13 protein-coding genes are annotated in these 15,125 nt (G+C 60.4%); 1 reads left to right on the top strand and 12 read right to left on the bottom strand.

Annotated elements, in window-relative coordinates:
* Nucleotides 1-19 precede the first annotated feature (19 nt).
* The 4 genes from fliE to VCB98_RS00280 form a co-directional block, all read right to left on the bottom strand.
* Complete coding sequence (gene fliE / locus VCB98_RS00295) at nucleotides 20-343, bottom strand: flagellar hook-basal body complex protein FliE (RefSeq protein ID WP_346049273.1); 324 nt, start codon at nucleotides 341-343, stop codon at nucleotides 20-22.
* 63 nt (nucleotides 344-406) lie between these two features.
* A complete protein-coding gene (locus VCB98_RS00290; protein ID WP_346049271.1) occupies nucleotides 407-1,801 on the bottom strand; it encodes a sigma-54-dependent transcriptional regulator in 1,395 nt (464 codons plus the stop codon).
* A 20-nt stretch (nucleotides 1,802-1,821) separates the two neighbouring features.
* Entirely contained in the window at nucleotides 1,822-3,024 is a 1,203-nt protein-coding gene (locus tag VCB98_RS00285) for a sensor histidine kinase (protein ID WP_346049269.1), read from the bottom strand.
* 248 nt (nucleotides 3,025-3,272) lie between these two features.
* Nucleotides 3,273-4,667, bottom strand: coding sequence for a sigma-54 dependent transcriptional regulator (locus VCB98_RS00280; protein WP_346049267.1), 1,395 nt, complete (start codon nucleotides 4,665-4,667; stop codon nucleotides 3,273-3,275).
* 241 nt (nucleotides 4,668-4,908) lie between these two features.
* Between VCB98_RS00280 and VCB98_RS00275 the strand changes: the two genes are divergently transcribed.
* Entirely contained in the window at nucleotides 4,909-6,459 is a 1,551-nt protein-coding gene (locus VCB98_RS00275) for a tetratricopeptide repeat-containing sulfotransferase family protein (RefSeq protein WP_346049265.1), read from the top strand.
* Between the two features lie 6 nt (nucleotides 6,460-6,465).
* Here VCB98_RS00275 and VCB98_RS00270 read toward each other — a convergent pair whose 3' ends face one another.
* The 8 genes from VCB98_RS00270 to flgK all read right to left on the bottom strand — a co-directional run bounded on the left by VCB98_RS00270 (nucleotide 6,466) and on the right by flgK (nucleotide 15,117).
* Nucleotides 6,466-7,041, bottom strand: a complete 576-nt coding sequence (locus VCB98_RS00270; RefSeq protein WP_346049263.1) for a PilZ domain-containing protein — start codon at nucleotides 7,039-7,041, stop codon at nucleotides 6,466-6,468.
* Complete coding sequence (locus VCB98_RS00265; protein WP_346049261.1) at nucleotides 7,038-7,385, bottom strand: flagellar protein FliT; 348 nt, start codon at nucleotides 7,383-7,385, stop codon at nucleotides 7,038-7,040. The genes VCB98_RS00270 and VCB98_RS00265 overlap by 4 nt, the downstream gene beginning before the upstream one ends.
* Complete coding sequence (fliS, locus tag VCB98_RS00260; protein ID WP_346049259.1) at nucleotides 7,385-7,825, bottom strand: flagellar export chaperone FliS; 441 nt, start codon at nucleotides 7,823-7,825, stop codon at nucleotides 7,385-7,387. Before fliS ends, VCB98_RS00265 begins: the two co-directional genes overlap by 1 nt.
* Before the next feature lie 15 nt (nucleotides 7,826-7,840).
* Complete coding sequence (gene fliD, locus VCB98_RS00255) at nucleotides 7,841-9,232, bottom strand: flagellar filament capping protein FliD (RefSeq protein ID WP_346049257.1); 1,392 nt, start codon at nucleotides 9,230-9,232, stop codon at nucleotides 7,841-7,843.
* Nucleotides 9,233-9,248: 16 nt separating this feature from the next.
* Nucleotides 9,249-9,656, bottom strand: a complete 408-nt coding sequence (locus tag VCB98_RS00250; protein WP_346049255.1) for a flagellar protein FlaG — start codon at nucleotides 9,654-9,656, stop codon at nucleotides 9,249-9,251.
* A 147-nt stretch (nucleotides 9,657-9,803) separates the two neighbouring features.
* A complete protein-coding gene (locus tag VCB98_RS00245; RefSeq protein ID WP_445353986.1) occupies nucleotides 9,804-11,705 on the bottom strand; it encodes a flagellin N-terminal helical domain-containing protein in 1,902 nt (633 codons plus the stop codon).
* A gap of 328 nt (nucleotides 11,706-12,033) precedes the next feature.
* A complete protein-coding gene (gene flgL / locus VCB98_RS00240) occupies nucleotides 12,034-13,227 on the bottom strand; it encodes a flagellar hook-associated protein FlgL (RefSeq protein ID WP_346049251.1) in 1,194 nt (397 codons plus the stop codon).
* A 6-nt stretch (nucleotides 13,228-13,233) separates the two neighbouring features.
* Nucleotides 13,234-15,117: a flagellar hook-associated protein FlgK gene (gene flgK / locus VCB98_RS00235; RefSeq protein WP_346049249.1), complete on the bottom strand. Its 1,884-nt coding sequence runs from the start codon at nucleotides 15,115-15,117 to the stop codon at nucleotides 13,234-13,236.
* Between the last annotated feature and the right edge of the window lie 8 nt (nucleotides 15,118-15,125).

The following is a 15,125-nucleotide window of genomic DNA, read 5'->3' as shown; positions in this document are numbered from 1 at the left end:
TATTTCGAGCCCAGTCGGATCAGATCTGCATCCGCATGATTTCCTGGTAGGCCTCTACCAGACGATTGCGGACCTCCGACATGGCCTGGAAGCTCACATCCGCCTTCTGCAGGGCCAGCATCACCTCGGTGAGCTCCACTTCCTTGTCGCCGCTGGAAAAGGCGTCCGCCAGCTTGCCCGCCGCCTGTTGGGTCTCGTTGACCTGATCAATGGAGGCCTTGAGCATTTCACCGAAATTGGGCCCCTCGCTGCTCGCCTCCCGCTGGGGACCATGGGGGCCGCCCGCCTCGGTCGAGAGCTGGCGCATCTGCTGCAACACACTTTCGATATGCGGATCGTTCATTATCCACCTCGCCTCTTCCACCGGCGCCGACAAATCGACACCAATCGACTACTCGATCAATAGCTAAGCAAGTTTCGCGCCAAGATCCCTCGGCAGCTCAATGCCGGCTTCCCGCAATCGGGCCATTTTGTAGCGTAGGGTCCGCGGACTGATGCCCAGACGGGCGGCGGCCTGCTTGCGGGAACCGCCCTCGGAACGCAAGGCATCGACGATCAGACGATACTCCCTTTGTTTGAGGGCATCATCCAGACCATTTGATCCGGCGGCAGCTGAAGGTGCAGGCTCGCCGGAAACAGGGGGCGACATTTCGCCACTGCCAGCGCTCACCGGCATATCGGCCCCGGGCTCGAAATGCAGGGCCTCCGCGCCGATGGTGTCCCCGTCCGCCAGAATCAGGGCACGCTGCATGACGTTATCCAGCTCCCGGATGTTGCCGGGCCAGGCATGGGCCAGAAGACGGGCCTCCGCGGTTCCGCTCAGAGCCGGCGCGGGCCGTTCGCCGCGACAGTGACGCTGGAGCAGATGCCTGGCCAGCGCCGGAATGTCATCCAGCCGCTCCCGCAGCGGCGGCAGACGCACCGGGAAGACATTCAGGCGGTAGTAGAGATCTTCCCGGAACTGTCCCTCGCGGACTGCCGCGGCGAGATCCCGGTTGGTGGTGGCAATGACCCTGACGTCCAGTTCAATGGTCCGCCGACCGCCGAGGCGTTCCACTTCCCGCTCCTGAAGCACGCGCAGCAGTTTTGCCTGCAGGGACAGGTCCATTTCGGAAATCTCGTCAAGCAGCAGGGTGCCACCCTGAGCCTGCTCGAACTTGCCGGGGTGGGCGGCCTGGGCACCGGTAAAGGCCCCCTTCTCGTAGCCAAACAGCACGGCCTCCAGCATGTTTTCCGGGATGGCCGCGCAGTTGATGGCGACAAAGGCCTGGTCGCGGCGGGGCGAGCAGTCGTGGACATATCGGGCATAGACTTCCTTGCCGGTACCGCTCTCACCACAGAGCAGGACCGTGGCCTCACTGTCCGCCACCCGCCGGGCCAGCTCCAGCACCCGAAGGCTGGCAGGGTCTTCGGCCACCGGGCCGCCGTCCGCTTCAGGCTGGAGTCGATGGCGCTCAACCATCTCCACCAGTCCCTCGGCCTCGAAGGGCTTCATCAGATAGTCCGTGGCGCCGCCACGCATGGCATCGACGGCCTGCTCGACCGTGCCGTAGGCCGTCATCATCACCACCGGCAGTTCCGGATGGTGGCTGCGTACATGGGCCAACAGGGCGCGACCGTCCATGGGTGCCATCTGCACATCGGTAACCACCATGCCCACCGGCTGTCGCCCCATGGCCTCGATGGCCGTTTCGCCGTCCGCCGCCTCAATCACGGTCAGCCCGTGAGCCATCAGTGTCTCGACAATGGCCTCGCGCAGATCGGCGTCATCTTCCACTACCAGAATCGGAAGCTCGCTCATTGGCTGCTCTCCCGTAGTTGTCAGTGTCTGGGATTGGCTCGCCGCCGGCCATCGGCCGCCTCCGGCAGACTGAGCAGAAATTCGACGCCCCCCTTGCGGGGCGTGCCGACCATCAATTCACCTCGATGGGCCTCCACCACCGAGCGAACCACCGCCAGACCCAGGCCCGTCCCCTGGGGGCGGGTGGTAAAAAAGGGCTCGAAAATCTGTTCTCTGATCTCGGTGGGAATGCCCGGGCCGTTGTCCCTTACCCGGATGAGAATGCGTTCCTGTTGCCGCTCCGCCTTCAGTCGCACCTGGCGATCCGACTGTGCCTGAGGCTGCACCGCCTCCGCCGCGTTATTGAGCAGATTGGTCAATGCCCCGAGCAAGGCAGCCCGGCTGCCTTCGATGTTCAGACCCCGACCGCCTTCCACGGCCAACTGAATTCGGCCGCGCCAGCGTGCCATGATCTGCCCCGAGGCCTCGGCAAACAGCTCGTCCACACCCAGGACCTCGTCATCGCGCCGTCCACCGCCGGCAAACATCAACATATCGCCAATCATGCCCTCGATCTGGCGCAGACGCCCGGCCAGGCGACCGCCGATCCGCGGCAGGGCCTCATCGCCGAGCCGGCCAGTTTCCAGTTGCCCGGCATAGAGCAGGGCGGCCGATAGCGGCGTACGGATCTGATGAGCCAGACGGGCGGCCATTTCGCCCATGGCCGACAGACGCTGATGGCGGTCCACCAACTCCTGCAGGGCCCGTGTCTCCGAGACATCGGTGAACAGCACGATCCGCCCCTGCTCCGCCTCCAGACTGCGCTGGGAGATGGAAACACGCCGCCCCGTTCTCAACTGGACCTCGCCGGTGCTGCGCAACTCGCCGGTGAAGGATCGGTCACGAACCGTTTCCCAGCGCTCTCCTTCCAGCGGACGGCCCAGCAGGGACTCGGCGGCGGGATTGGCGTCACGGACCCGGCCTTCCCCATCGATCACGATCACACCGCCGGGCAATGCTTCAAGGAGCTGCTCCAGGCGCCGCCCGATTCGCTCCTTCTCCGCCAGCTCCCGCAAACGGGCATCACGGGCCGCCGCCAGTTCCTGACTGAGGGAACTGACCTGGGTTTCCAGTTCTGCATAGGACTCGGAGAGCTGCCGCGAGGTGCGGGTAAACACCTCGAAGGCCTGCTCCAGCTCCTCCATCCGCTCTGAATCGTGCTGCTTCAGGGACGATCGACTCACGACATCGGCTCCGTCGGGGAATTGACAGTTCGCTCCGAGGGAGGCTTTTGCAATTGCCGTGCCGACTTTTTATTTTTCGCTAAAACCGAGACTTGGGATGTCTTTCGACCAATCTGCGCGGGGTATGTCGGTTTCCCGACGGGGTGGGTATTGAATGTCAGCGTGCCAGGCGGAGGATTGTCATCGCGGATGAATCCGCTCCCACGGCGCCAAGGACAGGTACCGGTTTTGCTCCTTGCTCCTTTATTTCAGGATTCCGGCTGCAGACCGTATTTGCGCAGCTTCTCAACCAGGGTGGTTCGTCGCATTTTCAGCAGGCGGGCGGCCCGGGCCACCACTCCGTCGGTGCGCTCCAGGGCCTGGCGGATCAGGCTCTGTTCCATCTCGGCGATGTGTTCTCTGAGGTCCAGCCCCTCTTCCGGCAGTTGCATGGGATCTGCTGCCGAGGCGCCATTGACGGTGGCGTCTTCCGTCTGCTCTTGCGGCTCCTCCCACTCGGGGAGATTGTCCGGATCACCGGGATCCGCCCCATAGCGACCGGGCAGGTCCTCCAGATCGATGATGCCACCGGGCTTGATGATTGCCAGACGCTCAAGCAGATTGGCCAACTCACGGACATTGCCGGGCCAGTCATAGGCACAGAGGGCGGCCATGGCCCTACGGCTAAGCCGTAGCCCGGGGCGGCCCTGATCCCGAATATTGGCGCTCATCAACCGTACCAGCTCGGGGAGGTCTTCATTGCGCTCCCGCAGCGGCGGCATTTCGATGGGGAACACGTTGAGCCGGTAATAGAGATCCTCGCGGAAATCCCCCTCCGCGATCATCGATTCCAGCTTCTGGTGGGTGGCGGCAATGATGCGCACATTGCACTCAATGGGTCGATTGCTGCCCACCCGCTCGAAGGTCCGTTCCTGAAGGACCCGAAGCAGCTTGACCTGCATGGGCTGGGGCATGTCACCGATTTCGTCCAGAAACAGGGTGCCACCCTCGGCAATCTCGAAACGCCCCTTGCGGGCAGTAATCGCCCCCGTGAACGCCCCTTTCTCATGGCCGAACAGCTCAGACTCCAGCAGCTCACCCGGAATGGCACCACAGTTGACCGGCACGAAAGGCGCATTGGCGCGGCTCGAGGCCCCATGCACCTCCCGGGCGACCACTTCCTTGCCCGTGCCCGACTCCCCGGTAATCAACACATTGGTGTCAAAGGGGGCCACCTGCTCGATCAGGGAGCGAACCCGGCGAATGGGCTCGGAATGGCCGGCCGGGCGGCGGGCCTTGCTTCGACTGAGGGCATCCTGGAATTCCTCCACCCGCCGCAGGGCTTCGGTAAGCTCGGCATGCTTGACCGGATAATTGAGATGGCAACAGGCGTGGTCCGCCATTTCATCGCTAATCAGCCCGCCATCCTCCTGGACCAGTGCCACCAGCGGCACCCGCTTACCCAGTTTCTTCAGGGCATCCAACTCGGTAGCCGCCGGCAACTCCCCCACCACCACGGCCTGCCAGCCCCCATCCGGGCTCAGGTCAGGCTCCTTGCCATCCGTAACCACCGCCGGGGGCATGTCTACCGCCCCCAGAACGGCCTCCAGGGCGCGGGCACGGTGTTCGTCTTTTTCGAGCACCAGAATCTGCGACTCAATCATCCGGCGGGCTCCCTAAGAACGGCTTAGCTTTGCTTTGAATTGTCGATATGTCGAGAATATGTCAGGTGATGTTTTTTTGCCAGTTTTGAGAACAGATGGTGTCGATTTACCGGCAGGCGGTGCCCGAATATTGCCACCCTGGCTTGGCACTAGATTTGCTTGCAGGAGATACTATCCGCAGGATAACTTGTAAGCCTGTCCAGTCTGTAAGGACAGCAAACCGACCTTGGAGCCAACCAGCATGAGTCGAGACCAGGCTTCGGCCCAGCGCAAGCAGGTCAATGGAACAAAACGCCCCGAGCTCAAGAAGAAACAACAACGAGTTCGGGATCTTCGTTCCCGCGGGGATACACGGCGCGCTTTGAATACAGCGGCTGAACTAGCCAAGGAATACCCTAATGACCCGGAATGCCACTTTCTTCTTGGTTTGACACTGACGGATTTTCAGAGATTTGAAGCCGGTCAGAAATGCCTTGAACGATCCCTGGAACTAGCACCCAAGAATCATGGCCTGAGGTTGGCTGTTTGTCAGGCCATGCTTGAAACAGCCGAATTCGAGAAGCTGCTCGATCAATCTGATAACTGGTCGTCACTGCCCAAAGTCGCCCAGGATATGGGAGCCGTCCGGGCGGCAGCATTATGCGAACTGGGTCGGCGATCGGAAGCAGAATTGGTTGCCAAACAAATACTGAGCTCTGCGCCACAAAGTCTGTCCGTTTACAGGCACCTTCTGGGCTATGGCCTTACGTCCCACGACGAGCGTTTCGGACGATGGCTCGAAAAACACCTTTCAGGAGATGGTACTTGGGAGGGTGAAAAACTGGCAGAAGGCTATTTCCTGCTGGCAGACTACTACCACCAGCGAGGTGAGCACGAAAAAGCCCTGACCGCCTATATTGACGCCAACGAAAAAGCAAGGCCCCTACTTGCCCGAAAATTCAATCGACCTTATCGCGCCGAACAAGAAGAAAAGTCCGTGGCAAGTATTACGAAAAACTTCCCGGCGGAGAAATTGAACAATGAGCCAACTGCCTCTGTTTCAGACAATATTACCCGCCCGGTCTTCATCCTAGGCATGCCACGATCCGGCAAGTCTCTAGTCGAGTATGCAATCGGTGCTCACCCCCAAGTCTCTGCAAAGAGAGAATTACCTCCCTTTACAGTCCTGGGTTTATCATTGGAAAGAAAAACCGGAAAAACCATGAGCCAGGTCCTGGGGCTGCTCGACGCCAAGCAAAGAGCCACTATCGGCGCTCGTTATCTGAAGGCCATCCAAAGCTCGGAGGTTACTGAGCCCTGGTCAACAGACACGAACCCCATCAATCTGAGAGGGGCTGGCTTTCTTTGGGCAACGGTGCCTGGATCCCGTATTGTATTGATCAAGCGGGATCCGCTGGATCTCGCCTTCGCCAATTTCGCAAAATTCATGCCGCGCTTTCCCCATGGCCAACTCCCCTTGTTTGAAACCGGACACAGAACCCGGATGATGCTCTCTTTGATTGACTTCTGGGCTGAAAACTTGGGAGACCGATGCCTTGTCGTTGAGTATGAATCTTTTGTGCGCGAACCCGAAGTGCATACGCGGCGTGTACTCGAATTGCTGGATTTGCCCTGGGACGATTCTTGCCGGCCTGCTGAGAAAAAGCGTGTTGTGGCCAGCAACAATGTGGATAGCCGGGAAAGAGCAGCCCCGGATGAGCAGTTTGTCGGCCTGGCCGCCCCCTACCGAAAGTGGCTGGAGCCCATGATTGAGGGCTTGGGAGAATACGGCGAGCGCTACCGACAGAATTGAACTCAATCAGCCTTGCCTTGCCCCTGCAATGGCCCGCCGGTGATGGCGAAAAACGAATTTTCCCAAGGCATCCAGGCAGGTTTCATTCAAGCCGAAGAATTGGCCCAGCACGGCCGGACGGCCTTCCCACTCACCGTGAGCCTGGATACGGGCAGGCAGAATCAAGGGCTGGGTGGCGTAGGCGGCCAGGGACAGTTCGAGCATGCCTTCCGCATCCTTTGGGTCCTGTTCTCCATCTTTCGGCCACCAGGCCGCCCCTTCGGCGGCCAGCTCAATGCTGTGGCTGGGGGGTATCAAGCCATCGGCTGAACGGATCTGGCCCACCAGGGTGAGGAGCAGATCCACTTTCGCCTCAAGACGTTGAAGTTCGGGACTGAAGGCAACCTGCTGCGTGTCACTGGTGTCGGTATGACGCTCTTCCAGGGCAGCCACCGCCCTGAGAAGGGCCAGATTCTGCTCATTCAGGGCAGCCAATTGGCCATCATCAAGGGCCGTTTCGAACCTCACCCACTTCAGGGGCATCCGGGACCGAAAGCTGACCCGGCCATCAAAAAACGCTGCGAACTGCTCGGAGCCGCTCATGGCCGGTTATCCGCATAGGCGCCAACGGCCTTCTGCCCCCTTCGCACCGCCGACAGTTCCGCGTCAAGCTTGCTACGCATGGCCATCACCTGGTTGACCAGGGCCTTGTCCGCGGCAATCAGCTCACGGGTAATGCCGGCCAGCGCTTCGCCCGACTCGGCATCCAGGTCTCCGGGTTCTACGTAAAGCGTCCGCAATTCCTGCGCCCTGCGGCTCTCCAGATCGCGGGTCTTGTCCCAATCCCCTTGTTCCACGGCGGCCGTCATTGCCGCCTGGAGCTCAAGCACCTGCTCCAGGCATTCGCGGCGTTCACGGGGCAATTTGTCGATTAGCGTACGATCCATCATTCCACCGCGGCGGGTGCCTGCTTGTGACTGGCGGCCTCCTGGACGGCCTCATCAGGGATGGCATCCCAGCCGGCCTTGACCTCGCGCATCAGGCCCGCCACTTCATCCAGCTTTTCCATATCATTGTACAGATTGGCTTCGGTGAGGCGACGGCACATGTAGTCGTAGAGCTGTTCCAGGCGCTCGGACAGTTCCGGATTATGGCTGTGGTCCAGCATGGCGCGCAGGCTGTCAATGATATTCACGGCCCGACCGATCTGCTCACCCTTGGGACCCACTTCACCACGCTCCAGACAGCCCTGAGCCTGATAGATGCGATCCAGGGCCCCTTCCATCAGCATCTGGATCAGGCGATAGGGATTGGCTTCATCCACCCCGCCCTGGACACTCATCTCACGGTAGGCAGTCAATGCAGCATTTCGAGAGACGTTATACATCGTTCACCTCAAGGGTTATCGGTTATTGAAGGGCAAATTACCCAACTGCTGATCGAGAAAGCTGGAGGTTTCCTGGAGTTGGGCCACAAGCTGATCCATGGCCGTGAACTGACTGATGTAGCGGGACTCCACCCGGGCCATCCGTCGATCCAGCCTTTCCTGCTGGTTACCCAGATCCTGCAAACGGTTTTCCAGGGAGCGGGAGCGGCTATCCAGAATCCCGCCGGATTGGGTGTAGCTTCTGGCGACGGTATCCACCGCATTGGCCAGGCCACCCTCGCCCGCAAAGAGATTGCCCACCGCATCGTAGTTATTGCTGATGGCTTCATCCAGGCGCTCGTCATTGATCTCCAGCGTGCCGTCATCCCGGGTGACAATGCCCAGGCCGGCCAGCGAGGAAAAATCCGCCCCGGTATCCACCGAACTGTTGATGGCATTGCGCATCTGGCTGACCAGGGTTCTCGCCGTGGAATCCCCGGTCAGGGGCCCGCTGGTGCCCTCCTCCGGGTCGGCATCGGCCAATGCCCGGATCTGGCTGATCAGTTCATTATAACTTGCCACGAACTGCTCGACAGACTCCCGCCCCTGGGCCCGGTCCTCGGCAATCACCAGGTTATGCACCTCACCGGGATCTGAGTCCCTCAGATTCAAAGTCACGCCGTCGATGACGCCGTCCAGGGTGTTGTTGCTGCTGGTTACCGCGAAGTCATCGATGAAGACCAGGGCATCCTGGGCTTCCCTTACCTGGCTCATGGGGTTATCTTCCGGATCCAGGCTAGGATCAAAGGCCAGATCTTCCAGCGGGCTGCCGCCCTGATCGGCATCGACACTGACGGAAATGACATTGTCGGCGCCCGTTTCCTGAGATGTCAGGGTCAGTCGGGCCCCTTCTGCCGTATTGATGATGGACGCGGTGATGCCGGGATTGTCCGGCGCCACGTTGATGGCATCCCGAATCTGGGCGAGGCTGTCAGCACCCTCCGGCACCGCCAACTGGAAGCTGTCATTGCCCAGACTCAGAGTGAGCGTGCCACTGCCCATCTCCGTCCCGGCGCCATCTGCAAATTCACGCGAAGCGATCCGATGCGACTGAGCCAGTTCCTCTACCTGCACCGTAAAGGCGCCTTCCACAGCCTGGCGGGTTGCCGAAACGGTGAACACGTCCTCGGCACTGCTCTCCGCCGTGCGGCTCTGGAAGGCGGACCGACTTCTGAGATCACTCAGCCCGTCCTGCATCTGGCTGATGAGCCCTTTCAGGGTGCCCATGGCCGAGAGCTGATCCTGGGCCCGCTCGGCATTGCGGTCGATACGGTTCTGTGTGGGGGCCCGCTCAGCCTCCACCAGATCATCCACGAGTCCGCGAATATCCAGACCGGAACCGATGCCCATGCTGGTAATGGCGGGCATAATACCTCCTAGCACCTCAGGCGCGTGTCCTAATCAGGCTGATCTCAGACAGGTCACCGTTCGATCCCAGTTCCTGCAAGAGATGTGCCAGACGCACTGCCTCCTCGGGCGGAATCTGGCGAATCACTTCCTCCGTCTCCGGATTGTAGACGGTTATCACGGTTCTGCCCGAGACATCATCCACCTTGAACTCCAGTTCCGGGCGAAACAGGGTCTGAATATTCTGTAGCTCCTTTGCCGCCCGATCAGCCAGGGCCTGTCTATCCTGACCATCCAGTTCCCGGCCTCGTTCCAGATCATCCGACTTCAGGTCGCGCATAGTATTGCCGGCCTGATTGCCGTTTCGAGACAGGGACGGCAAGGCATTGCCGCCTCGAGAACCGAGAGCCTGGCTCAGGCGAGCACCATCAATCTCGTAAGACATGGTGTCCTCCTCCCTTGGGCCGCAGCCCCGCCATTGCAGCCGGCCATGTTAACGGGCTGCAACGGCCAAAGCGGACAGGGTCTTGCGACCCTGCCCGCTCCTCCTGATGACCATTGAAGGTCATTGGACTGTACCTCTATGCCGCCATTACTGCAGCAGACCCAGGACCGTCTGCGGGACGGCATTGGCCTGCGACAGGATGGAGGTACCGGCCTGCTGCAGAATCTGGGCACGGGTCAGTTCGGCCGTTTCAGCGGCGAAGTCCGTGTCCTGAATCCGCGAACGGGCGGCGGTCAGGTTTTCTGAGCCGATGCTCAGGTTGGCAATGGTCGCCTCGAAGCGGTTCTGGACCGCACCCAGCTCGGAGCGCAAGCCAGAAACCTGCTGCAGAGCCGCATCCGCGGTGCGAATGGCATCCGAGGCTTCAGCCCGGCTCAGCACGCTGAGGTTGGCCACATCCAGGCTCTGGCTGATATTGTCGCCGTCAGAGTCCTGAAGACCAATGGCTTGCAGGAACTCGGCATCACCAGAGATTTCAGCATCCAGATCCCGAACTTCAATCTCGAAGCCAGCCTGGAAGGTGGCAGAGGTGATGGCCTCTACGCCGGATGCTTGACCCACAGTACCGTTATCAAACTCGATGGGCCCCGGCTGACCAAACAGATCATTGAGATCAAGACTGGCGATGTTGGTAGCATTGGTGACTCCCTCGATCGTGAAGTCATCACCATCAGCGCGGGTCACCGAAATCTCGTTACTTGTGGCGCTGTAAGCGGCGGTAATGTCAGCCAGACCATCCAGACTCGCGGCGATGGCACTACCGAGCGCATCCTGATCCACCGAGCCGCCCGCCGTAATATCACCGGCCAAGACAGTGACTTCCACGTTGCTGAACCCGGCCACTTCCAGCTCGAACACCAGGTCTTGGCTGCCAGTGGTCGCCGAAATCTGGGAGCTAACAGCCAGGGTGCCGGTGGTGGCAACGGTGGTGACGCTGGAGATGGCATCGCCCACGCCCATGACATCGCCGAAGACCACGCTCAGGTCATCGGTATTGACGCCGGCGGCCGCATTGGTGATGCTCATGTTGGAGAATTCGATATTCTCGCCGTCTTCATTGCGGAAGACCAGGCTGTCCCCGTCGCGCTCGACGGTCACACCAATGTCGGCATCATTGACGGCCTCTTCGACCGCGATAGCCAAGGCCGTTCCACCGAAATCACCGGTAGTGCCGGCTTCCACCGAAATCGTTGCGCTACCAATATCGAATTCGAAGGAAACTTCCTCTAATCCGCCAGCGCCATCCGAAGCGGCTTCAATCGAGCCCACCGTCATCTCGGCCGTCTCGGTGAACTCAGCCTGTTCAGCCGAAACACCGGACAGGCCCTCGGCATTAATGGCGTCAACGATGGCAGAGAGGTCGTCACCGGCCCCGGAAAGATCGATGGAATCGTCACCAATCGTGATGGTGCGATCACCACCAGCCACATCGGCCAGGTCGCTGGTGTTGACGCCCTCCTGATCACCGAAGACCTGCAGACCAAGCTGATCGGTGCGGGAATCCACACCATCCACGGAAATGGTCTGACCGCGGTTGGCGCCCACCTGGAAGACCAGGTCGGAGAGGGTGCCGTCCAGGACGTTCTGATCATTGAACTGGGTGGATTCGGCAATCCGCTGAATCTCGGCCACAGCCTGTTCAACCTCCTGGTTCAGGGCTTCCCGATCGGAGGCGGAGTTGGTGTCATTGGCGGACTGCACAGCCAGTTCGCGGACACGCTGCATGAGGTTGGAGACCTCTTCCAGCGCACCCTCGGCGGTCTGGGCGAAGGAAATGCCATCGTTGGAATTCCGGATGGCCTGGTTCTGACCGTTGATCTGAGCGGTGAAACGCTCGGAAATGGCCAGGCCGGCCGCATCGTCCTTGGCGCTGTTGATGCGCAGACCGGACGAGAGCCGCTCAAGGGAAGTCGCCAGAGCGCCCTGGGAGGAAGACAGGTTCCGCTGGGCGTTGAGCGACATGATGTTGGTGTTAATAACCGAACCCATGCTCATAAGTCATACTCCTAATTTGCCGTTTCTGAAGTTGTCCGAGTGAGACCTCGGGCTTCATGCCCAACGCCGGGTCCTCTGGGTCGATGGGACAATTGCGGCGCTGTCAGTGGGCTTAACGGCGGGAGGGGAGGAGACTTTAGGGCCCGGGGGGAATTTTCCATAACGGGCGACGAACGGTGCAGGGAGCGGGATGGGCGGCTGCGGGGGCGGTTTTCTGGGCCCTGGGGGGCGCGATACAGCGGTGTGACAGGTTTGGGATTGAAATCGCGGATGAATCCGCTCCCACGGTGCCATTCCTGAGGCCCGGGTTCTGCTCCTTGGATCACATGAAGTTGAACAGGCTCAGGCCCTGGACCCGTACATAGGCCTGCTGGGCAGCCTGGAGCCCCACCTGCTGCTGGTTGAGGCGGGTGATGGCTTCGGCATAGTCGAGATCTTCTATGCCGGATTTGGTGGTTTCCAGGTCCAGGCGAGCCCCGTCATTGACCGACATCTGGTCTTCCACGGCCTTCAGGCGGGCGCCGGTTTCCGAACGAACCTCCAGCATCCGCGAAATGGCCTGATCGGTATCATCCAGGGAGCGGTTGATCTCGTTGAGCTGCCGCGTCCGGTCGCGGGAGTTACTAACCGGCGTTTCAAAGGCATCGATCAGGCGATCAAAGGTATTGAAAATACTGCTATTCCGGCTGGGGGTGACTTCAAAGAGATCGCCCTCTTCCGGATTGCCATCGATGATGAACTCGATACCGGAAAAGCCAATGGTCTCGCCGGAGGCGAACACGCCCGTCTCCACCACGTCACCGACCGAATCACGGACCTCGTACTCGCCATCGGCGAGGATCTCGATTTCGTAACTGTCCCCCGTCCAGTCCTGGAGGTCGCGGATACTGCTGTTCTTGATGACACCGGTGCCCTGATTATCTTCACCCGCCTCGACCTTGAAAGTCCCATTGCCCTCGCGAATACGCATGAAGACTTCCGAGCCCGGGTTGCCATCGGTGACAAAACGATTGGGCCCAATCTGCAGCGTGCGCTGGCCCTCATCGCCGTTATAAGTCACGCCATCCGGGGTCGGGGAAAAAGGCTGGGTGCCGCCGCGATAGCCGGCGAAAATGAAATTGTCGCTGGAATCCTTGGTATTGGCCAAATCAATCAGGGACTGGCGCAGCTCCCGCAGCTCATTGGCGATGAACTGGCGGCTGTCGTTGCCCTGGCTGCCATTGGCCCCCTGCACGGTGAGCTCACGGGCCCGCTGAAGAATGTCCCCTACCTCCGTCAGGGTGCTCTCCTGAGTCTGGAGGCGGTTCTGGGCGATGGTCGCATTGCGGTCAAACTGCTCGTTCTTCTGCAGGGCACGCCCCAGCTCCAGGGCCTGGACCGAGCCGATGGGGTCATCGGAGGGTCGGACAATACGTTTGCCGCTGGCCACCTGCTCCTGGGTTTTAGCCAGTTGCGACTGCTGATTCTGCATTTGCAGAGTCGCATTCAGATTAAACCAGCTCGTTGACACTCTCATCAGTGTTTACCTCCCTACCGCGCTAAGCAGGGACTGAAACACCGTATCAGCCACCCGGATGGATTGCGCCGAAGCCTGATATGCCTGCTGGAAACGCATGAGATTCGCCGCCTCTTCATCGAGATTCACCCCGGAAACCGATTCCAGCGACTCCCGGGCCTGATCCCTGAGGGTTTGCTGGGCATCCCGGTTGGACTGGGACTGGGAGGTCTTGGTCGCCACATCGGCGACCAGTTCGCCCACCGCGTCCTGCAGGGAGGTCTGGCCGCCGTCGAGAACCCCTTCATCCACCAGGGCCGCGAGACGGTTGGCGTTACGGTTATCCCCCGTGGCACCGCTATTGGCTTCCACGGTGAAGGTATCGCCGGCCTCGGGCTGGCCCTCGATGGTCACCCGCCAGCCATTGAATTCAATGGGCTCCCCAGGCTCGAAGGTGACGGCCGTACCATCGATCTCAAAGGTGTCCTCATCGATGAATTCGATCTCCACGGTGTCCAGCAGATCGGGATCATCGATATCCACCACTTCGCCGAGACTGATGCTGCCAGTGCCCAGGTTGTCATCGCCGGGGCCGGCAACGATGGGGGCCGCCGCGGCAACGGCCCGGGGATCATTGATCTCCCGGGCCAGGCCTCCACCGGCACTGCGGGTGGGTTGAATCTGGAAGGCGTCGCCCTCTTCCACGGTGCCATCCACCACCACTTCCATGCCGTCAAAGACGAAGGGGTCGGCGGCACTGCCGTCCCCGGTAAAATTCACCAACTCGCCGGTATCGGCCCGATTGATCTGCCAGTCCCCATTCACGAATCGCAGGCGGTAATCGCCCCCGGTCAGATCCTGGGCGTCGGTGACCACTGCCTCCAGTTCCGCATCCCCCTCATTGCCACGGCGAGTAAGCACGGTGGGGTCGGGGACGGAGAAAAATGCCTCGCCCAGTTCACCATTCAGATCAATCCCTTCTGCATGGATTTCGTTGAAAGACTGGGTCAATCCATAGGCAATCTTGCCCAACTGATTCTGGGTCGGATCCAGTACTTCGCCGCGAAAATCCAGCACCCCCCCCAGCGAGCCGCCGGACAGGGTGCTGCTGATGTTGCCCGGCTCGGGCTGACTGGCAACGGCCACTTCCCGACGTGAGGGGTCAAAATCGCTGCGCCGGGCTTCCAGTTCACTGGCCGAATTGCCAATCACGAGGGGCGTGCCATTGCCCACGAAGACATTCACCGCGCCGCTGTCTTCCTGGATTTTCTCGAAACTGACGAATTCGCTCAGCTCCTGCAGTTTCTGATCACGTTTGTCCAGCAGATCATTGGGCTGCCCACGCCCCTGCCCCTTGGCATTGACGATCTCAAAGTTCAGGTCTGCGATCGCTTCGGTAATACCATTGATCTCCTGAACCGAGTTCCGAACCTGGGTGTTGATTTCACTTTCCAGGTCCTGCATTCGCTGGTCGATGGTGTCAAAGCGGTTCACCAGCGCCTCGGCTTCGCTCAACAGGACCTGACGGGCGGAGATGGAAGCCGGGTCATCGGCCACCTCCTGCACCGCATTGAAGAACGCCTGCAGACTCGGGGTGAGGCCAGCGTCTGAATCCGCCAGCAGATTGTCCACTCGCTGGGCGAGATTGGTGAAGGTATCCAGCTCCTCGAAGGCCGAGGTGGCATTTTGGAGCTGATCGCTCAGAAACTGATCAAAAACCCGATTGATGCCCGAGACCTGGGTACCCTGGCCCACGAAACCGTCACCGAATCCCTGTGCCTGGCGGGTGCTCTGATCCACCCGCTGGCGACTGTAGCCCTCGGTGTTCACATTGCTAATGTTGTGGCCAGTCGTGGACAACTGGCGCTGTGCGGCCAGCAGGCCGGATACACTGTTACTGAGCAAACTCATTAGCGACC

The sequence above is a fragment of the Natronospira elongata genome, from assembly GCF_034931365.1.
GTDB lineage: Bacteria > Pseudomonadota > Gammaproteobacteria > Natronospirales > Natronospiraceae > Natronospira > Natronospira elongata.
Note: the sequence above shows the minus strand (reverse complement) of the source record. Positions and strands in the feature narration are given on the sequence as shown.

Excerpts from the sequence above, each read along its gene's own strand:
- flgL (WP_346049251.1), bottom strand. The coding sequence starts at position 13,227 with ATGAGAGTGTCAACGAGCTGGTTTAATCTGAATGCGACTCTGCAAATG.
- flgK (WP_346049249.1), bottom strand. The coding sequence starts at position 15,117 with ATGAGTTTGCTCAGTAACAGTGTATCCGGCCTGCTGGCCGCACAGCGC.
- VCB98_RS00270 (WP_346049263.1), bottom strand. The coding sequence starts at position 7,041 with ATGAGCGGCTCCGAGCAGTTCGCAGCGTTTTTTGATGGCCGGGTCAGC.
- fliD (WP_346049257.1), bottom strand. The coding sequence starts at position 9,232 with ATGCCCGCCATTACCAGCATGGGCATCGGTTCCGGTCTGGATATTCGC.
- VCB98_RS00280 (WP_346049267.1), bottom strand. The coding sequence starts at position 4,667 with ATGATTGAGTCGCAGATTCTGGTGCTCGAAAAAGACGAACACCGTGCC.
- VCB98_RS00250 (WP_346049255.1), bottom strand. The coding sequence starts at position 9,656 with ATGTCTTACGAGATTGATGGTGCTCGCCTGAGCCAGGCTCTCGGTTCT.
- VCB98_RS00245 (WP_445353986.1), bottom strand. The coding sequence starts at position 11,705 with ATGGGTTCGGTTATTAACACCAACATCATGTCGCTCAACGCCCAGCGG.
- VCB98_RS00265 (WP_346049261.1), bottom strand. The coding sequence starts at position 7,385 with ATGGATCGTACGCTAATCGACAAATTGCCCCGTGAACGCCGCGAATGC.
- VCB98_RS00290 (WP_346049271.1), bottom strand. The coding sequence starts at position 1,801 with ATGAGCGAGCTTCCGATTCTGGTAGTGGAAGATGACGCCGATCTGCGC.
- fliS (WP_346049259.1), bottom strand. The coding sequence starts at position 7,825 with ATGTATAACGTCTCTCGAAATGCTGCATTGACTGCCTACCGTGAGATG.
- VCB98_RS00275 (WP_346049265.1), top strand. The coding sequence starts at position 4,909 with ATGAGTCGAGACCAGGCTTCGGCCCAGCGCAAGCAGGTCAATGGAACA.
- fliE (WP_346049273.1), bottom strand. The coding sequence starts at position 343 with ATGAACGATCCGCATATCGAAAGTGTGTTGCAGCAGATGCGCCAGCTC.